Origin of the sequence: Nocardia carnea NBRC 14403 (genome assembly GCF_000308515.1) — a bacterium.
Taxonomy (GTDB): domain Bacteria; phylum Actinomycetota; class Actinomycetes; order Mycobacteriales; family Mycobacteriaceae; genus Nocardia; species Nocardia carnea.
This window is the reverse complement of the sequence record NZ_BAFV01000121.1, coordinates 20,973-43,317: the sequence shown is the minus strand read 5'-3', so window position 1 is coordinate 43,317 and position 22,345 is coordinate 20,973. Positions and strand designations below refer to the sequence as shown.

21 protein-coding genes are annotated in these 22,345 nt (G+C 66.2%); 4 read left to right on the top strand and 17 right to left on the bottom strand.

Annotated features, from left to right (window positions below; all coding sequences use genetic code 11):
* Window positions 1–40: 40 nt before the first annotated feature.
* A complete protein-coding gene (locus tag ON22_RS30690) occupies window positions 41–871 on the top strand; it encodes an SDR family oxidoreductase (RefSeq protein WP_033246781.1) in 831 nt (276 codons plus the stop codon).
* A gap of 87 nt (window positions 872–958) precedes the next feature.
* Here the strand turns inward: ON22_RS30690 and ON22_RS30685 are convergent, their stop codons facing one another.
* On the bottom strand, window positions 959–1,876 hold the full coding sequence (locus ON22_RS30685; protein ID WP_051158309.1) for a TetR/AcrR family transcriptional regulator C-terminal domain-containing protein: 918 nt from the start codon (window positions 1,874–1,876) through the stop codon (window positions 959–961).
* Between the two features lie 132 nt (window positions 1,877–2,008).
* Here ON22_RS30685 and ON22_RS30680 point away from each other — a divergent pair, with 132 nt between their 5' ends.
* Entirely contained in the window at window positions 2,009–3,409 is a 1,401-nt protein-coding gene (locus ON22_RS30680) for an amidohydrolase family protein (protein ID WP_197039731.1), read from the top strand.
* Window positions 3,406–4,926: an MFS transporter gene (locus ON22_RS30675; protein ID WP_033246782.1), complete on the top strand. Its 1,521-nt coding sequence runs from the start codon at window positions 3,406–3,408 to the stop codon at window positions 4,924–4,926. Before ON22_RS30680 ends, ON22_RS30675 begins: the two co-directional genes overlap by 4 nt.
* A 120-nt stretch (window positions 4,927–5,046) precedes the next feature.
* On the opposite strand, the gene ON22_RS30670 is transcribed toward ON22_RS30675, so the two are convergent.
* Window positions 5,047–5,880 carry a class I SAM-dependent methyltransferase gene (locus tag ON22_RS30670; protein WP_033246783.1) on the bottom strand — a complete coding sequence of 278 codons (834 nt, stop codon included), beginning with the start codon at window positions 5,878–5,880 and terminating at the stop codon, window positions 5,047–5,049.
* A gap of 90 nt (window positions 5,881–5,970) precedes the next feature.
* Here ON22_RS30670 and ON22_RS30665 point away from each other — a divergent pair, with 90 nt between their 5' ends.
* Window positions 5,971–6,549, top strand: coding sequence for a TetR/AcrR family transcriptional regulator (locus ON22_RS30665; RefSeq protein ID WP_033246784.1), 579 nt, complete (start codon window positions 5,971–5,973; stop codon window positions 6,547–6,549).
* Between the two features lie 83 nt (window positions 6,550–6,632).
* Here ON22_RS30665 and ON22_RS30660 read toward each other — a convergent pair whose 3' ends face one another.
* The 15 genes from ON22_RS30660 to ON22_RS30590 form a co-directional block, all read right to left on the bottom strand.
* Window positions 6,633–6,836: a zinc-ribbon domain-containing protein gene (locus ON22_RS30660; protein ID WP_033246785.1), complete on the bottom strand. Its 204-nt coding sequence runs from the start codon at window positions 6,834–6,836 to the stop codon at window positions 6,633–6,635.
* Between the two features lie 145 nt (window positions 6,837–6,981).
* Entirely contained in the window at window positions 6,982–8,181 is a 1,200-nt protein-coding gene (locus tag ON22_RS30655) for a cytochrome P450 (RefSeq protein ID WP_033246786.1), read from the bottom strand.
* 33 nt (window positions 8,182–8,214) lie between these two features.
* Window positions 8,215–9,462 carry a cytochrome P450 gene (locus ON22_RS30650; RefSeq protein WP_033246787.1) on the bottom strand — a complete coding sequence of 416 codons (1,248 nt, stop codon included), beginning with the start codon at window positions 9,460–9,462 and terminating at the stop codon, window positions 8,215–8,217.
* A 2-nt stretch (window positions 9,463–9,464) separates the two neighbouring features.
* Window positions 9,465–9,662, bottom strand: coding sequence for a ferredoxin (locus ON22_RS30645; RefSeq protein WP_033246788.1), 198 nt, complete (start codon window positions 9,660–9,662; stop codon window positions 9,465–9,467).
* A gap of 43 nt (window positions 9,663–9,705) precedes the next feature.
* Window positions 9,706–10,545 (bottom strand): SDR family NAD(P)-dependent oxidoreductase, encoded by an 840-nt coding sequence (locus tag ON22_RS30640; RefSeq protein WP_033246789.1) that lies wholly within the window; start codon window positions 10,543–10,545, stop codon window positions 9,706–9,708.
* A 51-nt stretch (window positions 10,546–10,596) separates the two neighbouring features.
* Window positions 10,597–11,487, bottom strand: a complete 891-nt coding sequence (locus ON22_RS30635) for an alpha/beta fold hydrolase (protein WP_051158308.1) — start codon at window positions 11,485–11,487, stop codon at window positions 10,597–10,599.
* On the bottom strand, window positions 11,484–12,095 hold the full coding sequence (locus tag ON22_RS30630; RefSeq protein WP_081595947.1) for an NADPH-dependent FMN reductase: 612 nt from the start codon (window positions 12,093–12,095) through the stop codon (window positions 11,484–11,486). The genes ON22_RS30635 and ON22_RS30630 overlap by 4 nt, the downstream gene beginning before the upstream one ends.
* Window positions 12,096–12,105: 10 nt before the next feature.
* Window positions 12,106–13,095 (bottom strand): cyclase family protein, encoded by a 990-nt coding sequence (locus ON22_RS30625; protein WP_033246790.1) that lies wholly within the window; start codon window positions 13,093–13,095, stop codon window positions 12,106–12,108.
* Between the two features lie 21 nt (window positions 13,096–13,116).
* Complete coding sequence (locus ON22_RS30620) at window positions 13,117–13,956, bottom strand: coniferyl-alcohol dehydrogenase (protein ID WP_033246879.1); 840 nt, start codon at window positions 13,954–13,956, stop codon at window positions 13,117–13,119.
* 27 nt (window positions 13,957–13,983) lie between these two features.
* Window positions 13,984–15,285 (bottom strand): LLM class flavin-dependent oxidoreductase, encoded by a 1,302-nt coding sequence (locus ON22_RS30615; protein WP_033246791.1) that lies wholly within the window; start codon window positions 15,283–15,285, stop codon window positions 13,984–13,986.
* Window positions 15,282–17,063, bottom strand: a complete 1,782-nt coding sequence (locus ON22_RS30610; RefSeq protein ID WP_255218570.1) for an FAD-binding protein — start codon at window positions 17,061–17,063, stop codon at window positions 15,282–15,284. Before ON22_RS30610 ends, ON22_RS30615 begins: the two co-directional genes overlap by 4 nt.
* 49 nt (window positions 17,064–17,112) lie before the next feature.
* Window positions 17,113–18,060, bottom strand: coding sequence for a 3-carboxyethylcatechol 2,3-dioxygenase (locus ON22_RS30605; RefSeq protein WP_033246792.1), 948 nt, complete (start codon window positions 18,058–18,060; stop codon window positions 17,113–17,115).
* Window positions 18,017–19,687: a bifunctional 3-(3-hydroxy-phenyl)propionate/3-hydroxycinnamic acid hydroxylase gene (locus ON22_RS30600; RefSeq protein WP_033246793.1), complete on the bottom strand. Its 1,671-nt coding sequence runs from the start codon at window positions 19,685–19,687 to the stop codon at window positions 18,017–18,019. The genes ON22_RS30605 and ON22_RS30600 overlap by 44 nt, the downstream gene beginning before the upstream one ends.
* Window positions 19,674–20,552, bottom strand: a complete 879-nt coding sequence (locus ON22_RS30595) for an alpha/beta fold hydrolase (protein ID WP_033246794.1) — start codon at window positions 20,550–20,552, stop codon at window positions 19,674–19,676. Before ON22_RS30595 ends, ON22_RS30600 begins: the two co-directional genes overlap by 14 nt.
* Window positions 20,553–20,628: 76 nt before the next feature.
* Window positions 20,629–22,278 carry an FAD-dependent oxidoreductase gene (locus tag ON22_RS30590; RefSeq protein ID WP_373280899.1) on the bottom strand — a complete coding sequence of 550 codons (1,650 nt, stop codon included), beginning with the start codon at window positions 22,276–22,278 and terminating at the stop codon, window positions 20,629–20,631.
* Window positions 22,279–22,345: the final 67 nt, after the last annotated feature.

Here is a 22,345-nt window from a genome sequence, read left to right as displayed (position 1 = left end):
AATACCGCTTCGCGGAAACGCGTAATCGACCAGGAGTGATATGTCGACCGAGCAGCAGAACCTCACCGACCGGACCCTGGTGGTCTCCGGCGCCAGCCGCGGTATCGGACTGGCCATCGCCCTGTCCGCGGCGCGCCGGGGCGCGAATGTGGTGCTCCTGGCCAAGACCGCCCAGCCCCATCCGAGGCTGCCGGGCACCGTGCACACCGCAGTGGCAGATATCGAGGCAGCCGGCGGGAAGGCGGCCGCTGTCGTGGGTGATGTGCGGGAGGAAGCCGATGTGGCGCGGGTCGTGGACACCGCACTCGAACGCTTCGGTCGCATCGACTACTGCGTGAACAACGCCAGCGCCATCGCCACCGACCCCACCGAAAAGCTCTCGGCGAAGAAATTCGACCTGATGCAGCAGATCAACCTGCGCGGCACCTTCCTGCTGACCCGGGCCTGCCTACCCCATCTGCGGCAGGCCCCGAACCCGCATATCCTCACCATCGCGCCGCCGCTGAACACCAGCCCGCGCTGGCTCGGCGCCCACCCCTCCTACACGCTCTCGAAATACGGGATGACGCTGCTGACGCTGGGCTGGGCCGCGGAATACGCCGACGCCGGAATCGCCGCGAACTGCCTGTGGCCGCAGACCTATATCGCGACCTCCGCGGTCGCGAACCTGCCCGACGGCACGAACCTGCTGGAATCCTCGCGCAGCCCGCAGATCATGGGCGATGCGGCCACCGAAATCCTGTCCCGCGAAGCCAAGTTCAACACCGGCAACACCTATATCGATGCCACAGCGCTCCTGGAGTCGGGCCGCACCGACCTGTCGGAATACGGCGGCGGCGCCAACCCGATCCCCGATATGTTCCTCGACTGAACAGTCGGCCCCGGAGCACCGTGGCGGGCTGTCCGGTTTCCTGGCGGCACGTGCCCGCCGCGGGTTCCGGCAACCTCCACCCCAAAGTCACGGACGCGTCCGGCGATCCTGTTGCCGGGCATCGAGCCCGTCCAGATAGTGCCCGAGGGCGAGTTCGAAAGTTTCGTCCAACCCGGTGAGACCGAATATTTCGGTGGGCAGCGTGTCCAATTCGGCAAGTCGGCGGAAGTTGGCGCCGTGGAGCAATTCGGATGCTTCGGCGTCGATTGTCGCCCACCACTCTTCGTTGCGCAGGCGGCTCTGTCGTTCGGCGCGCACTTCGTGCAGTGCCCCCAGAGCGAGGCCATGAACCAGCGCTGCCAGAGCCAACGCGGTGCGAATTCGGGTCGGCGCGTCGAGCTGCAGTTCGGCGAGGGCTTCGAGGGTCCATTCGGTGTGCAGCATGGCCTCCGGGGCCAGCGGTGGACGGGTCACCAAGGTCAGCTCCGCGAGCCAAGGATGAGCCCGGTACAGCCGCCACTGCCGTCGATAGACCGTTTCGAGTCGCTCGCGCCATCCGGCAGGCATGGGGTCGGGTAACGGACTGGAGTTGAAAATGGCCCGAACCATCAGGGTCTCCAGCTCGTCGCGACCCGCGACATGCCGGTACAGCGACATGGGCGACACTTTCAACACACCGGCGAGTTTGCGAACCGACACCGCCTCCAGACCTTCGCGGTCGGCCACCTGAACAGCCACACCGAGGATTCGACTCCGGGTGAGGGCCGGGCGATCTGTCCCGGGGCCACCACGGACCACGGTTCCGGAACCGGTCCGGGTCGTCACCAAGCCCTCGTCGCGAAGGATCGCCAAGGCGCGGCTCGCCGTTGCCATGGCCACTCCCCAGTCGCGCACGAGCTGGCGGGTGGACGGAATCCGATCACCGGCTCCGAGCTGTCCGTTGGCGATTTTCTGTCGCAACGCTGCCGCGATTCGCTGCGATGGGATGTCGTTCGATTCGGACACACCGGAAAGTGTACTAGTGCATCGAGTCGGCGGACCAGACACCGACCTTCATTTTGACGCGATAGAACGGACAGTAAAAGCAAGTGCACTGCAGGGACTTTCGCGTGACTAGTGCGTATATACGCTGTACTCATGACGCACTCCGAGATCGTTGCATATGTCGGCGCTACGGTGATCGACGCTACTGGTGCTATGCCACGGCCCGACCAGACCGTGATCGTGATCGACCGAATGATCACGACGGTGGGGCCGGCGGCGCAGGTTCCGATTCCGGCCGGAGCTCACGTGCACGACCTACGGGGCAAGTACCTCATCCCGGGCCTCACCGATATGCACGTGCACAGCGAATCAGAAACCGATGACCCGAGGCACTTCGCCGGGTTGTACATCGCCAATGGCGTAACGGCCGTACGGGAGATGTGGGGCCGGCCGGTGCTCCACCGAATCCGCCAGAAGATCGAGTCCGGCGAAATACTCGGGCCACGGATGACCATCGCCAGCCCCCTCCTCGACGGCGCCCCAGGCCTGTGGTCCGATGTCCCCGATACGCCGATCGTGACCATAAGCTCACCCGAACAGGCACGACGGGCTGTATCCGAGGCGATCGACTCCGGCGCGGATTTCATCAAGGTCTACTCCCGGCTCGCGCCCGACGCGTACCGGGCGATCCTTGCCGAGGCGCACCGCCGGGATATCACCGTGGCCGGCCATCGATCGGACAATGTGCCGTTTTTGGAGCAGATCGAGTCGGGTCAACGTTCGTTCGAGCATATGTTCGGCATCTGGACTGCGACCTCATCTGACGTCGAGCGGCTCGAAGCGGCACTGGCCGGCATCGAAACGTCTCCGGAGTTCCACCTCGGCAGCTGGTTACGCCAGATCGGCAAGATCGAGTCGGAGGGCGTCGCGTCGTACGACCACGCGGCGGCAGGTTCGGTGTTCGAGCGACTCATAGCTGCCGATGTCGCCTGCACGCCGACGCTTGCGGTGCACGCGGTCGTCGACCGGCCCGAATCGTTCCGGCTCGATGACGAACGGATGGACTATATGGTCCCCCACACTCCGGAGTCCTGGGACTTCCTCCGAACACATATCTACTGTGGTGGCGGCCGGTCGGCCGAGGAAACAACGTATTACAGCGATCTGCTCGATCGGCGCCGTGCGACGGTGGGCGCCATGGCCGAGGCGGGAGTCCGGTTGCTCGCCGGTACGGACTCGGTCGGCCCCGGCTTATTCCCCGGCTTCAGTCTGCACTTCGAACTGGAGCAACTCGTCGCCTCCGGCTTGAGTCCGCTGCAGGCTCTCCAATGCGCGACCCAGGAACCTGCCAGGTTCCTGGGTCGCGAGAATTGGGCCGGCACGGTCCAGGAGGGCCGCGTAGCCGACCTGGTGATCCTGGACGCCGATCCCTTGGTCGATATCCGAAATACCCAGCGAATCCACGCCGTTGTCGTCGACGGACACCACCTCGGCCCCGAGGAGCGTAAGCGCCTGCTGGCGACCGTGAAACAGATTGCAGGCGGCGACCGGTGAACAGCCCGACCCGTACGAGCGCATCCCCGCGTGACTGGGCCGGAATGGCAGTGCTGGTGCTCCCCGCCCTGCTGGCCTCGATGGATCTCTCCGTACTGTTCATGGCATCGCCATCGATCAGCGCGGATCTGAACCCCACAGCCGGCCAGCTCCTTTGGATCATGGACATCTACGGCTTCATGATGGCCGGCCTGTTGATCACCATGGGTAGCCTCGGCGACCGGATCGGGCGGCGGAGACTGCTGATCATCGGCGCATTGGCGTTCGGCGCCGCCTCGGTTTTGGCCGCATGTGCCTCCAGCGCGGAGATGCTCATCGCCGCGCGCGCTCTTCTGGGGTTGGGAGGCGCGACACTTGCTCCTTCGACCTTGTCGCTCATCCGCGGAATTTTCCTCGACGAGACTCAACGACGCATCGCCGTCGGCGTCTGGACCAGCGCGTTCATCGGCGGTGTTTCGATCGGCCCGATCATCGGCGGTCTCCTGCTGGAGCATTTCTGGTGGGGTTCGGTCTTCCTCGTCAACGTCCCGGTCATGGTGTTGCTGTTGATCGTCGCACCACTGCTGATTCGCGAGTCTCGCGACCCGGATCCGGGCAGGTTCGATCTCCTCGGCGCCGCACTGACGCCGGCCTGGATCCTACCGACCGTCTATGGCATCAAGAAGATGGCCGAGGGCGGCGTCGACTGGATCGTCCTTGTACCGATCGCGGTCGGTGCGGCCTTCTTCGCACTCTTCGTAGCACGTCAGCTGACTGCCAACAGCCCCATGATCGATCTGCGCCTGCTTCGCCGGCCCGCGTTCGCTGGTTCGATCCTGTCGAACGCCGTCGTCGTCTTCGCCGCTGCCGGAACGGGTTTGCTGGCGGCAAGCTACACCCAGACCGTTCTCGGCTATGCGCCGCTGACGGCCGCGTTGTGGATGCTGCCTACAGTCGCCGGAAGTTTCCTCGGCGCGGCTTGTGCTTCCATGCTTGCGCGAACCGCTCCTCCCGGGATCCTGGTCGCCCTCGGGCTCCTGATCGCAGCCGCCGGATTTGTCGGCATCAGCTTCGTCACCCCGAGCTCACATATCAGCACACTGGTCGCCGGCTACAGCGCGCTGACGCTCGGAGTCGGCCTGGTCGCCACCCTGGCGACCACCCTCGTCCTGGCCACGGCGCCGCCGGAGAAGGCAGGCGCCGCATCCGCGCTCGCGGAGACGAGCAGCGAATTCGGAGGCGCACTCGGTATCGCCGTTCTCGGCACTGTCACCGGAACGATCTACGGCGCCGCGATGCATGCCTACCCCACATCGGGAGAGAACACAGGCGAATCCATCGGAGCGGCTGTTGCCGTCGCCCGGAGCCTGCCGGACGCAGTTTCGGCGCAACTGCTCCAGCAGGCGTTCGCCGCATACACCGATGGGTTCATCGTTGCGGCCCGCGTCGGCGCCGCTGCCCTGGCGATCGCAGCCCTCGGCATCGGCTTATGTCTGCGCAACGTGCCCAACCAGCAGATACTCGAGGCACGTGAGTAGGGACGGACGTTGATCGGTCCAGAAGTCAGTGTTTCGCTACGCCTGGCCGAGCCCCGATGGTGCGGCTTTGATCGTTCTCGCTGCGGAGCGGGCATGGAGAACTCGATTGACCGGCCACTGTTACACCCGCCGGGCCACCACGGCGAAGTTCAGCGGAATCCGGGGGGCGCCGGGCTGCAGGGTCCAGCCCTGCGAGCAAGGGACGAGGTCGGGGAAGGCGCGCCAATCCATATACGGCAGCTCGTGTACCGCTTCGATCCGCAGACCGGCGCTCAGCAGCGAACCGATGATCTCGCCGAGGTCGTGGCGCCATTCGTGGACCGTGGCCTGGGTGATCTGCCCGGCCGAGTTGTCGGTGTAGCTGCCCGAATCGGTATAGGTCCGGGGGCCGGTTCCGCCGAGATAGTCGTCGGTGATCTGCCACGGCTCGAAATCCATCGCGCCGAGAATCGGGTGGTCGTCGCGGATCATGAAGACCGCGCCGGGGGCGAGGAGATCGTGGATCGAACGCGCCCAGCCGTCGAGGTCGGGCAGCCATACGATGGTGCCGGCGCTGGTGACGATGAGATCGAACTGCCGGTCGATCAGCGCGGACGCGTTGCGCGCATCGCCTTCGACCCAGGTGAGTTCGCGGCCGTCGGCCCGGGCGATCCGGTCGGCATGGTGCAGCGAATTGGGTGAGAGATCGAGACCGTGGACATCGACCGCGCCGAGGCGAGCCCAGGACAGCGTGTCGGTGCCGATATGACACTGCAGGTGCAGCAGAGATCTGCCCTGGATACCGGTTTCCGGCAGGTGCGGTGCCAGTACCGAGAGGTCGTTGCGCACCACCGATGAGATGTCCTCGGGGGCGGCCAGAAAGGCGTCGACGTCGTACATATCGGACCGGCGGTGCACATCGGCCCGTTCGTCCCAGTTCGCGCGGTTGGCGGCGAGGGCTTCGGCTTCGTCCATGGCGGGTTCTCCTCGGCAGTCGGATGCGGTGCGACCGATTTTGTATCACACGTGTGATGTAACCCGATACCGGTTTTCTAGACTGTGTCCGTGCCAATCCGGGTAGATGCCGATGCGCGACGACGCCATATCGTCGATGCCGCCCTGAATCTCATCGTCGCCGGCGGTCCTTCCGCCGCGACCTTCCGCAAGGTCGCCGCCGAAGCCCGGCTGAATATCGGCTCGGTGCGCCACTATTTCACCGACCACGAAGCCCTGGTCGTCGCCGTGGCCACCGAGGTCGGCGACCGAATGGGCCGGCGCCTCACCCGCCACCCGGCCGCAGCGGCCGGCGACAGGCCCGCAGCGAAACGTCACCTGCTGCGATTACTCGAAGAATTGGTCCCCCTCGACGACGAACGGCACCGCGAAGCGGTCATTCTCATGGAGATCATCGCCGCCGCCCGTATCAACCCCGCATTCGAACCCGTCGTCCGTCGGATGGCGGCAGACCTACGCCAAGTCCTCGCCGACGCCCTGGCCGCCACCGGCACCCCCGCCCCCGAACACCACGCCGTCCACCTGGCCGCACTCATCTCCGGCCTCTCACTGGACGCCGTCACCCCACACGGCTCGGTCGAACCTGCCACCATTCGCGCCGTACTGGAGCAGCAGATTGCGGCGCTCTGACCCGGTGCGAGTCACCGGCACAGCGGCGGTACTGTTCCCCACGCTCCGAGCAGCACAACAGCGAACGCGGCCGGCGGCTGCGGTCAGGCTTCGATCGCAGCGCCGCAGATACCACAAACCTCCAGCTGACGACGCTTCCAGCGGGCGACCGGGATGAAGAACAACGTGAACTGCTTGAACTCCCGCACTCGCTGCCACTGACTCGTGTTGTGGCAACGCGGGCAGGTCCGGGCTTGCCCGAAGCCGAGGTTCTGCCGCTTGGTTCCGAAACCGAAGATGAAGAACATCAGCCCAGCGTAAAGGCAAACCGCAGAGCTACCGGGCGTGAGCGCCTACGATCGCGCGGGAGCCGCCGACGGTTGGATCGCAACGCTGTGACCGGCGGCGCGGGCCAGGAGCACCTCGGCACTCCGACCCGGCCACCGATTCCGATCAGAAAGATGCCGGCATGGATTCCCAGCCGCGCACTGTCGAGGTGGGTGAGAGTTTTGCCTGCGACAGGTCGGTATCCCATTCGGGGAAGCGTTTCAGGATCTCTTCCAGGGCGACCCGCCCTTCCAATCTGGCCAGGGCCGAGCCCATGCAGAAATGGGTGCCGACGCTGAAGGCGAGGTGGGGTTTGCTTTCGCGGTGGATATCGAAAATATCGCCGTCGGGGGTGAAGTGGCGGTGGTCGCGGTTGGCGGCGCCGATGAGCAGCATCATGGCGCTGCCTTCGGGGACTGTTTGCCCGTGGTATTCGATATCGCGGGTGACGTAGCGGGCGACATGCGGTGCCGGGGGTTCGAAGCGGAGTAGTTCTTCGACGGCGGCGGGGATCAGAGACGGGTTCCGGACCAGTTCTCGGCGCTGGTCGGGGTGTTCGGCGAGGACTTTTCCGGCCCAGCCGATCAACCGGGTAGTGGTTTCGTTACCGGCGCCGGAGACGACGTTGATGTAGGTGAGGATTTCGTCGCGGGTGAGGTGCCGCAGGGTGCCGGTTTCGTCTTCGAATTCGACGTTCAGCAGTTCGGAGATGATGTCGTCGGACGGATGCTCGGTGCGCCAGTCGACATATTTCTCGAAGAGTTCACCGCTGACCATGCCCTCCGTGGAGGCCTTCATCGGTTTGCCCTCTTCGGTGCGCATCTGCTCGTTGGCGAAATCGCGGACCGCTTCCTGATCCTCCTCCGGAATGCCGAGCAGCATACCGATGGTGCGCATGGGCATCTGGGCGCCCAGATCGGCGATGAAGTCGATTTTCCCGGTACCGATCAGCGGGTCCAGGCTCTGGCAGCAGAATTCGCGGATCTTCGCCTCGAGTGCGGAGATCTTGCGCGGGGTGAACATACGGGACAGCAGTTTGCGGTGCATGGTGTGGATCGGCGGATCTTCGAAAATGAGGACGCCCGGCGGTATTTCGATATTCGCCTTGATCAGTTCGATGATCGCGCCGCGGGCCGAGCTGAAAGTGTCCTTGTCGATCAACGCGGCATTCACGTCGGCAAACCGGCTCAGCGCGTAGAAGTCATGGGTTTCGTTGTAGTACAGCGGTTTGTCGTCGCGGATCCGCTTGAACATGGGATACGGGTCGGCATTGAGTTCGACATCGTAGGGGTCGTAGTAGACATCAGTGGGCGCGGTGGTCGTCACAGCTGAGTCTCCTTTCGGCGCAGTTGTTCGGGTTCACCACGTCACCGGCAGGCGGTACAGACCGTAGGCCAGTTTGTCGTGTTTGAATTCGACCTCGTCGAGCGGAATCGCGAGCCGCATGGACGGGATCCGCTCCAGCAAGGTTTTGAAAACGATCTGCAATTCCACGCGGGCCAGTTGCTGGCCCACGCACTGGTGCGGGCCGAACCCGAAGCCCACATGCAGGCGGGCGGGGCGGGTCAGATCGAGGGTGTCCGGGTTCGGGAACTGGTTCGGGTCCCAGTTCGCGGGCGCGAGGTCGATGATCACGCCCTCGCCGGCCTTGATGGTGTGCCCGCCGAATTCGATATCGTCGAGGGCGACCCGGCGCTGCCCGTTCTGGATGATGCTCAGATAGCGCAGCAGTTCCTCGACCGCGTTCGCGACGACCTTGGGATCGTCGGTATCGCGCAGCAGAGCCAATTGGTCCGGGTTCTCCAGCAGTGCGAGTGTGCCCAGCGAGATCATATTCGCGCTGGTCTCGTGCCCGGCGATGAGTACACCGGTGCCGATCTGGGCGGCTTCTTTCATGGAGATCTCGCCGGCGGTGACCCGTTCGGCGAGTTCGGTGACCATATCCTCGGCCGGATTCTCCATTTTGGATTTGATCAGGTCGATCAGATAGCGGGCCAGCCCCACTCGCCCCTTCGCCGATTCCTCCGCGGTGGCGAAACGGGACACACCGGTCGTCGCGTGCTGCTGGAAGAATTCGTGATCCTCATAGGGCACGCCCAGCATTTCGCTGATCACCAGCGAAGGTACCGGCAAGGCGAGCGCTTCGACGAGATCCGCGGGCTGCGGGCCGGCGAGGATGGCGTCGAGATGGTCGTCGGTGATCTGCTGGATCGCCGGGCGCAGTGCGTCGACCCGTTTCACCGTGAACGGTTTGGTCATCATCCGGCGGAAACGGCTGTGTTCCTCACCGTCGGTATTGAATACCGAGCGGGCCCGGTGATTCACCATTTCGAGCATGCCCTCGTTCCAGTGCGGGAAGCCGGGCTGGTGATCGTCGGTGCTGATCCTCGGATCGGACATCAGCGCTTTGAGTTCGGCGTAACCGGTGACCAGCCACGGGGTGCTGCCGTCCCAGATCCGGACCCGGGACAGCGGGCGTTCGGTCACCAGCCCGAGTACCTCCGGCGGCGGCGCGAACGGGCATCCGGCGGCCCGTTCCATCGGATACTCCAGGATCGATCCGGTATCGGATGCGGCGTGGGTCTCGGACCCGGACGTGTTCGTCATTGTCACTCCTCGTGGACGTGAATGGCCATGGCGGGGCAGACGGCGGCGGCTTCGCGCACCTCGTCGGCGAGATCGTCCGGGGGGTTCTCGTCCAGCAGGACGACGATGCCGTCTTCCTCGCGCTGATCGAATACCGCGTCGGCCGCCATCACGCAGTGCCCGGCGGCAATGCATTTCCCTTGTTCGACAGTCACTTTCATGACTTCCTCTTTCTCGGGTGAAGGTGGGCGGGGCTGGATCCGCTCAGGATTTCGCGGCGGCGGAGCCGTTGGCCGCCTCGGCACTGCGTCGCATCAGGGGTTTGCCGGCAGTGGTGCCGCCGTCGACGGCCAGGACGGTGCCGGTCAGGTAGCGCGACCGTTCGGCGGCGAAGTAGACCGCGGCCTCGGCGACATCGGAGGGGGTGCCTTCGCGCGGCAGCGGGCGGTCGCGGTTCATCATGTCGCGCATGGCGCGGGTCATCCGCTCGGCTTTTTCCGGCGACATCGTGCTCGACGCCTTCGTCAGCAGATCGGTGGGGATATTTCCCGGGGCGATACAGTTCACCCGCACGTCGTACTGGGCGAGTTCGATCGCCGCGGATTTCGTGAAATGGATGACCGCGGCTTTGGAAGCGCGGTAGGTCATCACACCGCCGCCGGCCTGCACGCCGCCCACCGACGACAGATTGATGATCGATCCGCCGCCGTTGTCCGCCATATGCCGGGCCGCCAGCCGGGTACCGGCCATCACACCGAGCACGTTCACCGACATCACATGCTGGAAGTCGGCGAAATCGTCGTCCAGGATGCTTTTGTGCATTTTCCCGGAGATCCCGGCGTTGTTGCACATGATGTGCAGGCCGCCGAACTCGCGAACGGCGAGATCGACGAGCTGGGCGACCTGGCCGGGATCGCCGGCATCGGTGACGCGGAACTGCACGGCGGCCCCACAGCGGTCGGCCAGGGCCTGCCCCTTCTCAGCGTCGATATCACCGACTACCACGTGCGCACCTTCGGCAACGAACCGTTCGACCATGGCACTGCCCAGCCCGGACGCGCCGCCGGTGACCACCGCGACCTTGCCCGCCAATTCGTTACCCATGCGCTGCATATCCTTTCGTCACGAAATCCCTGTTCCTGTCCGGGCGCCGGTTCATCCGCTGTGTGCGTATTGCGCCGGCGCTGCGGCTCGCGCCTGCCGGCCCAGGAAATCCAGGAGCAGCGGGTTCACCGCGTCCGGGCGTTCGATCTGCGGGCAGTGGCCGGCATCGGCGATCACCGCGGATTCGGCCTGCGGGATCCGGGCGGCGACCTCGGCGGCCCAGCCGCGGGGCAGAAGTTTGTCGGCGCCGCCTTCGAGCACCAGTGTCGGCACCCGGATCCGTTCGAACCGCCGGTCGCCCGGCGCGGGCGGTGTCGGCGCGCCGGGGCGACGGAAACGGGCAGCCGCGATGGCCTCCCAGGCGCCGGGCTCGGTCGCGGAATCGAACCGGCGCCGCACATAGTCCTCGTCGGCCGGGTACGCGGGCGAGGCGAACAGGGCGGTGACGATCGCGCGCATGGCGGGCAGTGTGGCGTCGAAATCGTAGAGGGCGCGCATATGCTCGTTCGCCTGGATCTGGCCGCCGCCGCAGATCGTCACCATGGCGCGCACCGGCAGCAACGGATTCGTGGCGGTGGTATCGGCGAGCAGATTCACCGCGCCCATCGAATTACCCACGAAAAAAGCGGATTCGATACCGAGCACGGCCAAGAACCGGGCGATATGCCGGATCCGCATTCCACGACCGTCGGTGAAATCGACGACTTTCGCGGAATCGCCGTATCCGAGCATATCGGGGGCGAGCACGCGGTATCGCTGCGCGAGCGCGGGAACGACGTGTTCCCAGCCCAGTTCGGCGCTCGCACCGAACTCGCCCCCGTGCAGCAACACAACGGGCTCACCCGCGCCCGCTTCGAGAAAATGGGTTCGCAGACCGTCGACCTCGATCGAACGATGCTCATATCCGGAAGCCACCGCCCCCGGGCGGCCCGACTCGCTCATGTCGTGCCTATCGGCTTGGCGCTGGTGAGCACCTGGACGGCGAGCAGCTCGAGCTGATTCTGCACGCCGGTGTCGATGAGGGCGCCGGTGTCGTCCCAGATCTTGTCGGCCGAATTGATCGCGACCCCGATAGGTGTGGGCCAGGCCCGCAGCGCATGCCCTATCCCCCGCAGCTGGCCCAAGGTTCCGACGGCGGCCTGCCAGCCGTAGGCGCAGGTGATACAACCCCAGGGTTTGTTGTCCAGGTAGACCGTGGGATCGGTGCGCATATCCTCGACATAGTCGAGGGCGTTCTTCACCAGGCCGGAGATGGCACCGTGGTAGCCGGGCGAGCCGACGATCACCGCGTCGGCGGCGCGTAATGCCTCCACCAGCGCCTGGGCCTGCGGGGTGCGCGCCGGATCGTGCGGGTTGTACATCGGCAGATTGATCTGTTCACCGCTGAACAACGCGGTCCGGCCACCGCGCTGCTCGACGGCGTCCAGGCAGTGCCGCAGCGCGCGCTCGGTCGACGAGCCGGCGCGTAGCGTGCCGCCGAGTCCGACGACGAACGGGCGCGAACCGGTTTCGGATGCTGCGCGATCCATCATTGTGCTTCCCACGGTCATAGCCGGTCTCCTACTTGATGGCGATGGGGTTGATCGGTGAACCGACCGCGCCCACCACGCGCAGCGGCGGGGCGATGAGCTGGAATTCGTAGACGCCGTCGGCGGCGCAATCGGCGGCCAGGGCGGTGAAATCCCAGTATTCGCCGAGCATCAGGCCCATATCGCGAAGGCACAGCATATGCATCGGCAGGAATGTGCCCTCGACCCCCGATATCGGATTCTCGACCATGAGATTATCGGCGGCCACGGCCGCGATCTCGTGGTCGTGCAGCCATTTGGCACAGGTCCAGTCGAGGCCCGAATAGGGTTCGGAACCGTCACCGGCTTCGAGGAAACGGTTCCACCAGCCGGTGCGGACCAGCACGATATCGCCGGATTCGATGGTCACGCCCTGACGTTTCGCGCATTCGTCGAGTTCGTCGCCGGTGATCGGTTCGCCGACCTCGAGGAAAGTGTCCGCGCCACGGTACTTCACCAGGTCCAACAGGACACCGCGGCTGGTGATCCCTTTGCTGTCGACCTTTTCGATACCGCAGTGGAAGGCGCCCATACTGGTGACCGAATCGGCCGGGAAACCGTTGTAGAGCTTCTCGTCGTAGTAGACGTGGGAGAAGGCGTCCCACTGGGTGGCGGCCTGCAACGGCATGATGAGCATATCGTCGTTGAACCGGAACGGATTGTCGGCGAAGAATCCGGCCAGTTCGCCGGCCACCGAATTCTGCAGCCATTTCGGGCCGTATTCGGTCAGCGTTTGGGCGTCGCCGCCGTCGACGGTCATCACGTGGGTGGGATTGGCCCGGAATTTGAAGGCGCCCTGCGGGCCGTTGGAACCGAAGTCGATGCCCAGCGGGAACACTTTTCCGTGCCGGACCAGTCCGGCCGCGGCGGCGATCTTCTGCGGTGTGATGAAGTTCAGTGTGCCGAGTTCGTCGTCGGCGCCCCAGCGACCCCAGTTGCGCACGGTGTCACCGAGTTTGTAGAAATCGGTCAGAGTTGCCACGTCGATTTTCCTTCCAGCTGCCTATTTCCGCTCGCCCGGGGGCGGGCCGGCCAGTTCGCCGGCCAGGCGCGCGGCGAGGTTGCCGCCGTCGACCCACAGCACTTGGCCGGTGATGTATCCGGCGGCGCGGCTGCCCAGGAACAGCAGTGCGGACGCCTGTTCGACGGGATCGGCGGACCGGCCCAGCGGTTTGGGGATCCCGTCGAGATAGTCCTGGCCGTATGCCGAACGCAGCTGGTCCAGGATGGGGGTTTCGGTGACGCCGGGGCCGGTGCAGTTCATCCGGATACCGCGGCGTGCGAGCTCCACCGATCTGCGCACGGTGTAGAGGATGATCGCTTCCTTGGACAGCCGGTAGCCGCCGTCCGCGATGGCCTCGGGATTCGCGGTACACCAGGCGATTCCCTCCTCCATCGAGGTGGTTTCCAGCAATCCGTTGACCGCCCAGCGGTTCTCCAGGTATCCGGAAGCGGCCAGCGAGGAGACACTGACCACCGCCGAACCCGGTGCCATATGCGGGACGAGCGCTTCGGTGACATGCCGCATCCCGAGAAAATTGATGGTGGCCACGCGCAGCGGGTCGCCGATACCCGAGGAGACGCCGGCGATATTGAACAGGACGTCGACCTCGGTCCCGATCTTGCCCACGGCGCGGTCGATGGACGACGGATCCGCCTGATCCATCTCGTGGAACTCGTCGAGTTCGGTGCCCGGGCGCAACCGGTCGAGTCCGACGATCTCGGCGCCGAGATCCCGCAACTGCGTCACCAGGCAGGCACCGATACCGGAGGCGCAGCCGGTCACCACCACCCGTTTACCGTCGTAACGCCACCGCCGGCCGATCGAGTCCACCTCGGGCACCACACTCTCCTCTCCCGCTGCTGCCGCTCAGCTCTGCTGGTCCTTCAGGGCCTGCGCGGCCTTCACCCGGCCTTCGTTGATCTCGGCCATGGCCTCGGGGATCTCGCTGGCGGTGAATTTGCCGCCGCGGCCGGTCGGCAGGCCGCCGATCGAATAGCTCTCGTCGAATTCCGGCACTGCCCAGGGCCGCCGTCGCGCTTCGGCCTTCTCCAGGACGGGCTCGAGCCGTTTGGCTTTCTCCGCGCGGGCCACCTCATCGCGTTCGATGAACTCCGGCAGGATCTCGGAGCCCATGATCTCGATGGATTCCATGGTTCCTTCATGGCTGCGCGGATTCAGCAGCAGGATGATCTCGTCGACCCCGCTCTGCTCGTAACCGCGCAGGAATTCGCGGACCGTCTCCGGGCCACCGATGGCACCGCGGCCGGGACCGTAAGCGAGGGTTTCGTCTTCCTTCACCGCGTCCAGGTAGCTGTCCCATACGCCGGTGCGGCCGGGAGTGTGCATACCGGTCATGTAGTAGTGCATGATGCCGAACGAGAAGAACCCGCCGCCCAGGCCGAGGCGTTTGACCGCTTCGTCGTCGGTCTTGGCGACCATCATCGACAGGTCACCGCCGATGGCCAGGATATTCGGGTTCATCTGCGGTACCGAGGGCGCGGCCGCGTTCTCGAATTCTTCGTAGTAACCGCGCACGCGTTCACCGAGCGCCTCCGGGCCGGTGTAGGCGAAACTCAGTGCGCCGATACCTTTCTGAGCTGCCATCTGCACCGACGACGGCCGGGTGCAGGCCACCCACAGCGGTGGGTGCGGGGTCTGCCGCGGTTTCGGAATGATATTGCGGGGCGGCATGGAGATGTGTTCGCCCTTGAACCCGCTGAACGGGGTCTCGGTCATCGCGCGGACGGTGACCTCGAGGGCTTCCTCCCACTGGGCGCGCTTATCCGCCGGGTCGATATCGAACCCGCCGAGCTCGGCCACCGACGACGATTCGCCGGTACCGAATTCCACCCGGCCGCCGGACAGATGATCCAGGGTCGCCACGCGTTCCGCGGCGCGGGCGGGATGGTTGATTCCCGGCGGCAGATGCATGACACCGAAACCGAGCCGGATGTTCTTCGTCCGCTGGCTGGCCGCGGCGAGGAACATCTCGGGCGCGGTGGCGTGGCAGTACTCCTCCAGGAAGTGGTGCTCCGTGAGCCAGACCGTGGAGAACCCGGCTTTATCCGCCGCCTCTACTTCGTCCAGCCCGTCCTGGAACATCTGGAATTCGTCGTCGTCGGTCCACGGCCGCGGCAGCGCGAACTCGTAGAAGAGGGATATTTTCATCGATTACCTCCGGTGGATTCGATCGTTTCTGCTTCGGATGCCGCCCGCTGCGCGCAGTGCTGCGCGGCGATGTATCCGAAGGTCATGGCGGGCCCGATGGTGGCCCCCGCGCCGGCGTAACTGCGGCCCATGACCGCCGCCGAGGCGTTCCCGGTCGCGTACAGGCCGTCGATCACCGTGTCGTCGGCGCGCAGCACCCGGGCGTATTCGTCGGTGCACAGCCCGCCCGAGGTGCCCAGATCGCCGAGCACGATCCGGAACGCGTAGTAGGGCGGTTTGCCGATCGGATACAGGTTCGGGTTCGGCAGGGTGGGGTCGCCGTAGTAGTTGTCGTAGACGCTGTCGCCGCGCCCGAAATCGTCGTCGTGCCCCTTGCGGGCCAGTTCGCCGAACCGCTCCGCGGTCGCTTTCAGCGCGTCGGCGGGCACATCGATCCTGCGGGCGAGCTCGTCCCAGGATCCCGCTTCGACCACCACCCCCGATTCCAGCCAGGCCCGCGGGACCTTGCCACCGGTCGGGACCGGCGCGAACGGCACCTTGGGGATCGGCAGATGCCCGCAGATCACATACCGGCGCCAGGACCGCGCATCGGTGATCAGCCAGCACGGGATATGGGTGGTGCCGGCCCGCTGGCCTTCGATCATGGCGTGCCCGAAGTCCATATAGGGTGCGGCTTCGTTGATGAACCGCTCGCCCGCACCGTTGACGATGAACTGGGCGGGCATCATCCGTTCGTTGAGCATGAACTGCATCCGGCCGTCCGGCCATTGCACGGCCGGGAACCACCACGATTCGTCCATCAGATCGGTGGCGGCACCGACTTTCTCTCCGGCGCGGATACCGTCGCCGACGTTCAGCGGGTTACCGAAGCTCCAATCGGTATCGACCTCCGGCAGTTCCGCGCGCCGCCGGTCCATATCGCGTTCGAAGCCGCCGGTCGCCAGGATCACGCCGCGGCGGGCCCGGATCCGGATCTGCGCACCGTCCCGTTCGACCACCGCGCCGGTTACCCGGCCGTCCGGGTCGGTGAGCAGCGATTGCATCGGCGCATTGAGCCAGAGCCGGATATCGCGCTCTTTCAGTGCGAGCCGCAGGCGGGCGACCAGCGACTGCCCGATGGTGACGATCCGATCGCCGAACACCCGGGCGCGCACCATCCGCCAGATCAGTTTCAGCAGCACCGCTTTACCGCGCCAGTTCTGCCGCACCTGATAGAACAGCCGCAGATCCATGGGACCCAGCCAGATACCCTTGGGCGCCAGGGCGAGTGGTTCGAGCAGTTCGTTTTCCTCGGGCCCCAGCGCACGGGTGTCTATCGGCGGGACGTTGATAGTGCTGCCCTGTCCGGAGCCACCTTCGAGTTCCGGGTAGTAATCGGCATATCCGGGTTTCCAGATGAATTGCATCCAGTCGCTGCACTCTTCGAGGAAGGCCATCATTTCCGGGGCCTTCTCGACATACATCCGCAGGCGCTGTTCGGTGACCAGTCCCCCGGTGATCGTCTTCAGGTATTCGACGACCTCGTCCGGGTCCAGTGCGAAATCGGCCCGCCGCTGGGCGGGCGCGTTCGGCACCCAGATACCGCCGCCGGAGAGCGCGGTGGAGCCACCGTATTTCGCGCCCTTCTCGACGATCACAACCTCGAGCCCCTCGGCGTCGGCCTTCAGGGCGGCCGACATCCCCCCGCCGCCGGACCCGACCACCAGCACATCGACGGTTTCGTCGTAGCCGGCGCCGGAATCCTCGGCGCCGGCGATCTCCGGTTCCTCCGTGGTCACGATGTTCTTACCTTTCGTCGGGTGGTCGATGCGGGGTGCCGGCGGCGGGCTACCCGGGGTCGGCCGGACGCGCGGTGCGGATGGCGAATCCGGCGATCAGTTCGGGCGAGGGCCGGTAGTAGCGGACAGTGGTCCGATACGGGCCCTGCGCCGCGAGGGCGGAGAACGCCGCCACCCACGTCCGGACCTCGTGCGCGGAATTACCGGCGGTACGCGTGATCTCGCTGTTGGTCCAGCTGTCGACGGCCGACAGCCGCCCGGTATCGACCAGGTCGAGGAATTCCTGATCCCAGTCCGGATTGAGCGGTTGCAGCGGCCCGTCCCCGGCCGCGAATTCTGCTGCGGCCGCCATCACCGCGCTCTGCCGGGCCTGACGCTGTTCGGTGGTCATCGGCCGGCCGTGCACGATCCGCTCCAGCACCGGTGGCGGCGCGGTGGCGCGCTGCGGAACCGGCGGATCATGCGACAGTCCTCCGGAGCCGAGTACCAGTACCCGTTTCCCGAGGGTCGCGAGATGCTGCCCGACCGCGGTCCCGAGAGCCCGCACCCGGCGCAGCGGGCCGAGCGGTGTCGCGACCGAGTTCAGGAAGATCGGGATAACCGGCCGGGCGGTGGCGTCTCCGAACAGCTGCTGCAGCGGTTGCACGGTGCCGTGATCGACCGACATCTCCGCCGAGGTGGCGATATCGATTCCGGCGTCGAGCAGCGCCTCGGCCAGCGCCAGCGCCTGTCCCTCGGGAACGTCGAGCGGACCGGAGTGGGTGCCGTAATCCCCGACGCCGGCCGCCGCGGTGCCCAGGCAGAACGGCGGCATCAGTTTGTAGAAGAACCCGTTGTAGTGGTCCGGGGCGAACAGCACCACCAGTTCGGGATCGAAGTTCTGCACGAATTCCCGGGCCTGATCGAGGGCCCCACCGATCTCGCTGAGCAGTTCCCGGCCCGGGCCCGGGAGTTCAAGGAGCGGGCTGTGCGAGACGCAGCATACGGCCAGCGGCATCGGTACCTCCCGGAGTCAGGGTGAGCGTGTCCCGCAGTGCCGCACCGAGTTCAGGGGCATGCTGGGCGATACAGGCACCGGCCACGAACCGGTCCGGCCGCAGGAACAGCACCGAATCGAGCTGCCCGTCGAACCATTTCTTCAGGACGCCGGTGTGATCGCCGACCACGAGCACATCGGGGTCGTCGTGGCCGGTCCAGTGCAGTTGAGTCGCCGGCCGGGCCTCCACGAACCGGGCGCCCAGCGCTTTCCAGCGCGCGAACTCGATATCCCCCAGCACTTTCCGCGGCTGATTGTTCCAGCACAGCACGGCGAACCAGGGGCCGAGCGTTTCGTCCAGCAGTACATCGGGCCGGGTCCGGGTGGCGACCCGCGGCTGGACGAACAGGGTGCCGACCGCCGAATTCGGCGACCGGGACCAGCCGTGCACCACCGCGCCACGGTCGTAGCGCGGCATGGGTTTGAACCGCATCCCCAGGACGTAACGTTTCAATGGCGGTACCGCGGCCAGCGCACGCACCGCCACATCCCGCACCGCAGCGACCCGCTCATTCGTCGGTGAGATGACCCGCCCGACCATGGTCGACAGGTCGATCATCGCGCGTGCGTGTTTCCGCCGCTCCTGGTCGTAACTGTCGAGCAGGGCATCCCCGGCCAGCCCGGAGGCCACGGCCGCGAGCTTCCAGCCCAGGTTCGCCGCATCCCGGATCCCGCTGTTGTAACCCTGCCCCTGCCAGACCGGCATCAGGTGCGCGGCATCCCCCGCCAGCAGTAACCGGCCCTTCCGGAATTCACCGGCGATGCGGGAGTGATGGGTGTAGACCCGCCGCCGGATCACATCCAGCCGCTCCGGGTACGGGACGAACGGTTCGAGCAGCCGGGCCAGGAATTCCGGGGTTTCGGCGTCTTCATCGGTTTCGCCGGGATGCAGCAGGAATTCGAACCGCCGGACCCCGTGCGCCAGCGAAATGGATACATTCGGCCGCACCGGATCCGCCCCGACCTCGACGTTCGGATGGCCGAGCGGATCACCGTCGATATCGACCACGAGCCAGCGGGTCGAGGATGTGGTGCCCTCGAAACTCACGCTCATGGTGTGCCGGGTGGCGCTGCGCCCGCCGTCACTGCCCACCACATAACGGGCGTGAACCGTTTCCGGCCCGTCGGCGGTATCCAGCCGCACCCGGACCTCGTCGCCGGTGTCGTGGCAGTCGGTCATCGCGGTGGCCCAGCGGATATCGACGCAGTCGTACCGGTCCAGCCCGCGCAGCAGTTCGGCATCGACCAGCGGCTGGATGAAACCGCTGCGTTTGGGCCACCCGAACTGCTGGTCGGTGGGCGCGATCTCGGCCAGCAGCCGCCGGTCACCGTCGACGAACCGCATGATCTGGTTCGGGTTGGTATGCGGCAGGATCTGCTCCACCAGACCGGTGGATTGCAGGGTGCGCAGCGATTCGTCGTCGATACCGACACCGCGCGGATAGTCGATGAGGGCGGGCCGCTCCTCCACCAGCAGGGTCCGCACACCGTAGCGGCCCAGCATATTGCAGATGGTCAGCCCGACCGGGCCCGCGCCGACGACGAGAACGTCGTAGCGGGCGGGGGTGCCGCCGTTACCGGTTTCCATATCCACCACCCAGCAGGAATTCGAGATGAAGGGCGTTGAACGCCGCCGGCGATTCGTATTGCGGCCAATGCCCGCAGTCCGGCAGCACTTCGAACCGGGCGCCGGGGATCATCGAGGCGATCCGTTTACCTTCGGTGACGTCGGCGGTGGGGTCGTCGCTGGTCCACACCACCAGCGTCGGTGCGGTGATCGCGCCGTACTCCCGCGGCCCCAGCAGGTTGCGGGCCCGGATCTGCGGATCCTGGAGCGCCATGATGTCGCGCATGGCATCGACGAATCCGGGTTGCCGGTAGATCCGCTGCCGGCTCGCGACGATATCGTCGTAATCCTTGGATTTGTCCGCCATCAGCCATTTGATACGGGCCTGCACCGTCTCCCACGTGGGATCGGCGGCCGCGGCCATGGACAGGGTCACGATCCGCGCCATGACCTCGGGATCGGCCTGGGAACCGCCGGCGGTGTTGAGGACCAGCCGGTCGACCCGTCCGGGGTGGTCACAGGCAGCGCGGGCCGCCACCCAGCCACCCAGGGATTCCCCGCTGATATGGGCGCGGGGGGCGCCGATGGTGTCGAGGAATGCGATCAGATGCCGCACATAATGCTCGACCTCGAGCGGATGCCCGGGTTTATCGGTGTAACCGTGCCCGAGCATATCGATCGACCAGGTCGAGAAATGCCCGGCATGCGCCGCCAGGTTCCGGATATAGGCCTCGGCGTGCCCGCCGGAGCCGTGCAGGAAGACCAATGCCGGTTTGTTCCGGTCACCGGCGTGCAGGTAGCGCGTCCGCACTCCCGCCACATCCAGGTATCCCTGGCTGAACGCGACCCCCTGCAGATCGCACCACACGCTCTCGTATTCCGACACTGCTACCTTCCCTATCCGTTCGCCCACGCCTGTCGGCCCGCACCTCGCGCCGTGTCGCCCGGCACCGAGGACGGGTTCAGCACTTGGCCGACTCCCCGGTGGCCGCGTTGTATCCGGCCCGGAACCCGAAAACCATGCCCGGGCCGAGGGTTCCGCCGGCACCGCCGTAGGCGCGGCCGGTCACCCCGGCCATCGCATTGCCGACCGCGTACAACCCCGGAATCACCGCCCCGCCGATATGCCGGACCCGGGCGTCGCGATCGGTCCGCGGCCCGCCTTTGGTTCCCATGGCACCGACCGTCACGGGAACGGCGTAGTACGGGCCGGTATCGACGGGCCCCAGCGTGCGACCCGCGACGGTTTCGGCATCGGGATCACCCCAGTAGCCGTCGTATTCGCTGGCGCCGCGGCCGAACTGGGGATCCGCTCCCGCAGCCACGGCTCGGTTCCAGCCCGCCACGGTGTGCTGCAGGCCCTCCGGGTCGATACCGGTCCGGGCGCCGAGTTCGGCGAGATCGGCCGATTCACAGAACCAGTCCGGGGCCGCGCCGCCGGGTTCCACGCCCAGGAATCCGTACCGGCGCAGATGTTCGGCGTCGAACACCATCCAGCCGGGATTGTTGACGTAGCCGCCGCGTGGATCGAGGTAGTGGAAGGCGCCCGCCATCGAGTTGTATTCGGCGGCTTCGTTGACGAACCGTTTCCCGGCCCGGTTCACGATGATGCTGCGCGGGCGGGTGCGTTCCAGCCGGACGCTGCGGCTGCGCTGGTGCCCGTCGATCGTATCGCCCGGCAACTGCACCACCGGCACCCACCAGGCCTCGCCCATATTGCCGAGGTCGGCGCCGTGCGCCATGGCCATCCGCAATCCGTCGCCGGTGTTGTTCGGTGGCGATACCGGTCCGGTCATCGGCCCTCGCAGAAATGCTTTGACCAATCCGGTATCCCATTCGAAACCACCGGTCGCCAGCACGACACCGCGCCGCGCCCGGACCGCGATATCCCGTCCGCCGACGGTGACCCGCACCCCGGCGATCGCCCCGTTCTCCGCGATCAGTTCCACCCCGCGCGCACCGGTACGCGGCGTGATCCCCGCCGCCAGCACGCCCTCGAGCAGCCCCGCCACCAGCGCCTGACCGGCGACACAGACATCGGCGGACGCATCCCCCAGGACGGCGCGCAGCCGGGCCCGGGTTTCGGCGTCGAATCCGACATTGCTCCAGTCCAGCGGGAAAGTGGTGAGGCGCTCCCGCCATTCCCCGAGCCGGGCCAGATCGTAGGCGGCCGGGCCGATGGACCGGCCGCCGGTGGGCCGTCCACCGGGCAGCTCCGGTTTGTAGTCGGGAAAACCTTCGGCCACCTCGAATGTCACACCGCTGTGCTGTTCGACGTAATCGAGCATCCGCGCGCCGGTGCGGACGAACACCTCGACCAGTTCGTCATCCATCGAATCCAGCGACTGTGCACCGAGATAGGCCAATGCGTCGGCGACCGTGAGCTCACGTTCGGCCCGTGAATGCGCGGGTATCCAGGCCAATCCGCCGGAGACCGCGCTGGTTCCGCCGACCGTGGGCGCCTTCTCGAACACTGCCACCGCAGCACCTTCGGTCGCGGCGGTGAGCGCCGCGGTGAGGCCCGCGGCACCGGTGCCCAGGACGACGATATCGGTCTGTTCGTCCCAGATCGTTGGATCGGATCCGGCAACCGGCGACTGGTGCGATGGCACTGCGCTGTCCTTTCGGCGAGCAGGCGGAGTCGGGGGCGCCGGTCCGGCGGGCTGTCGTGCGGGGCAC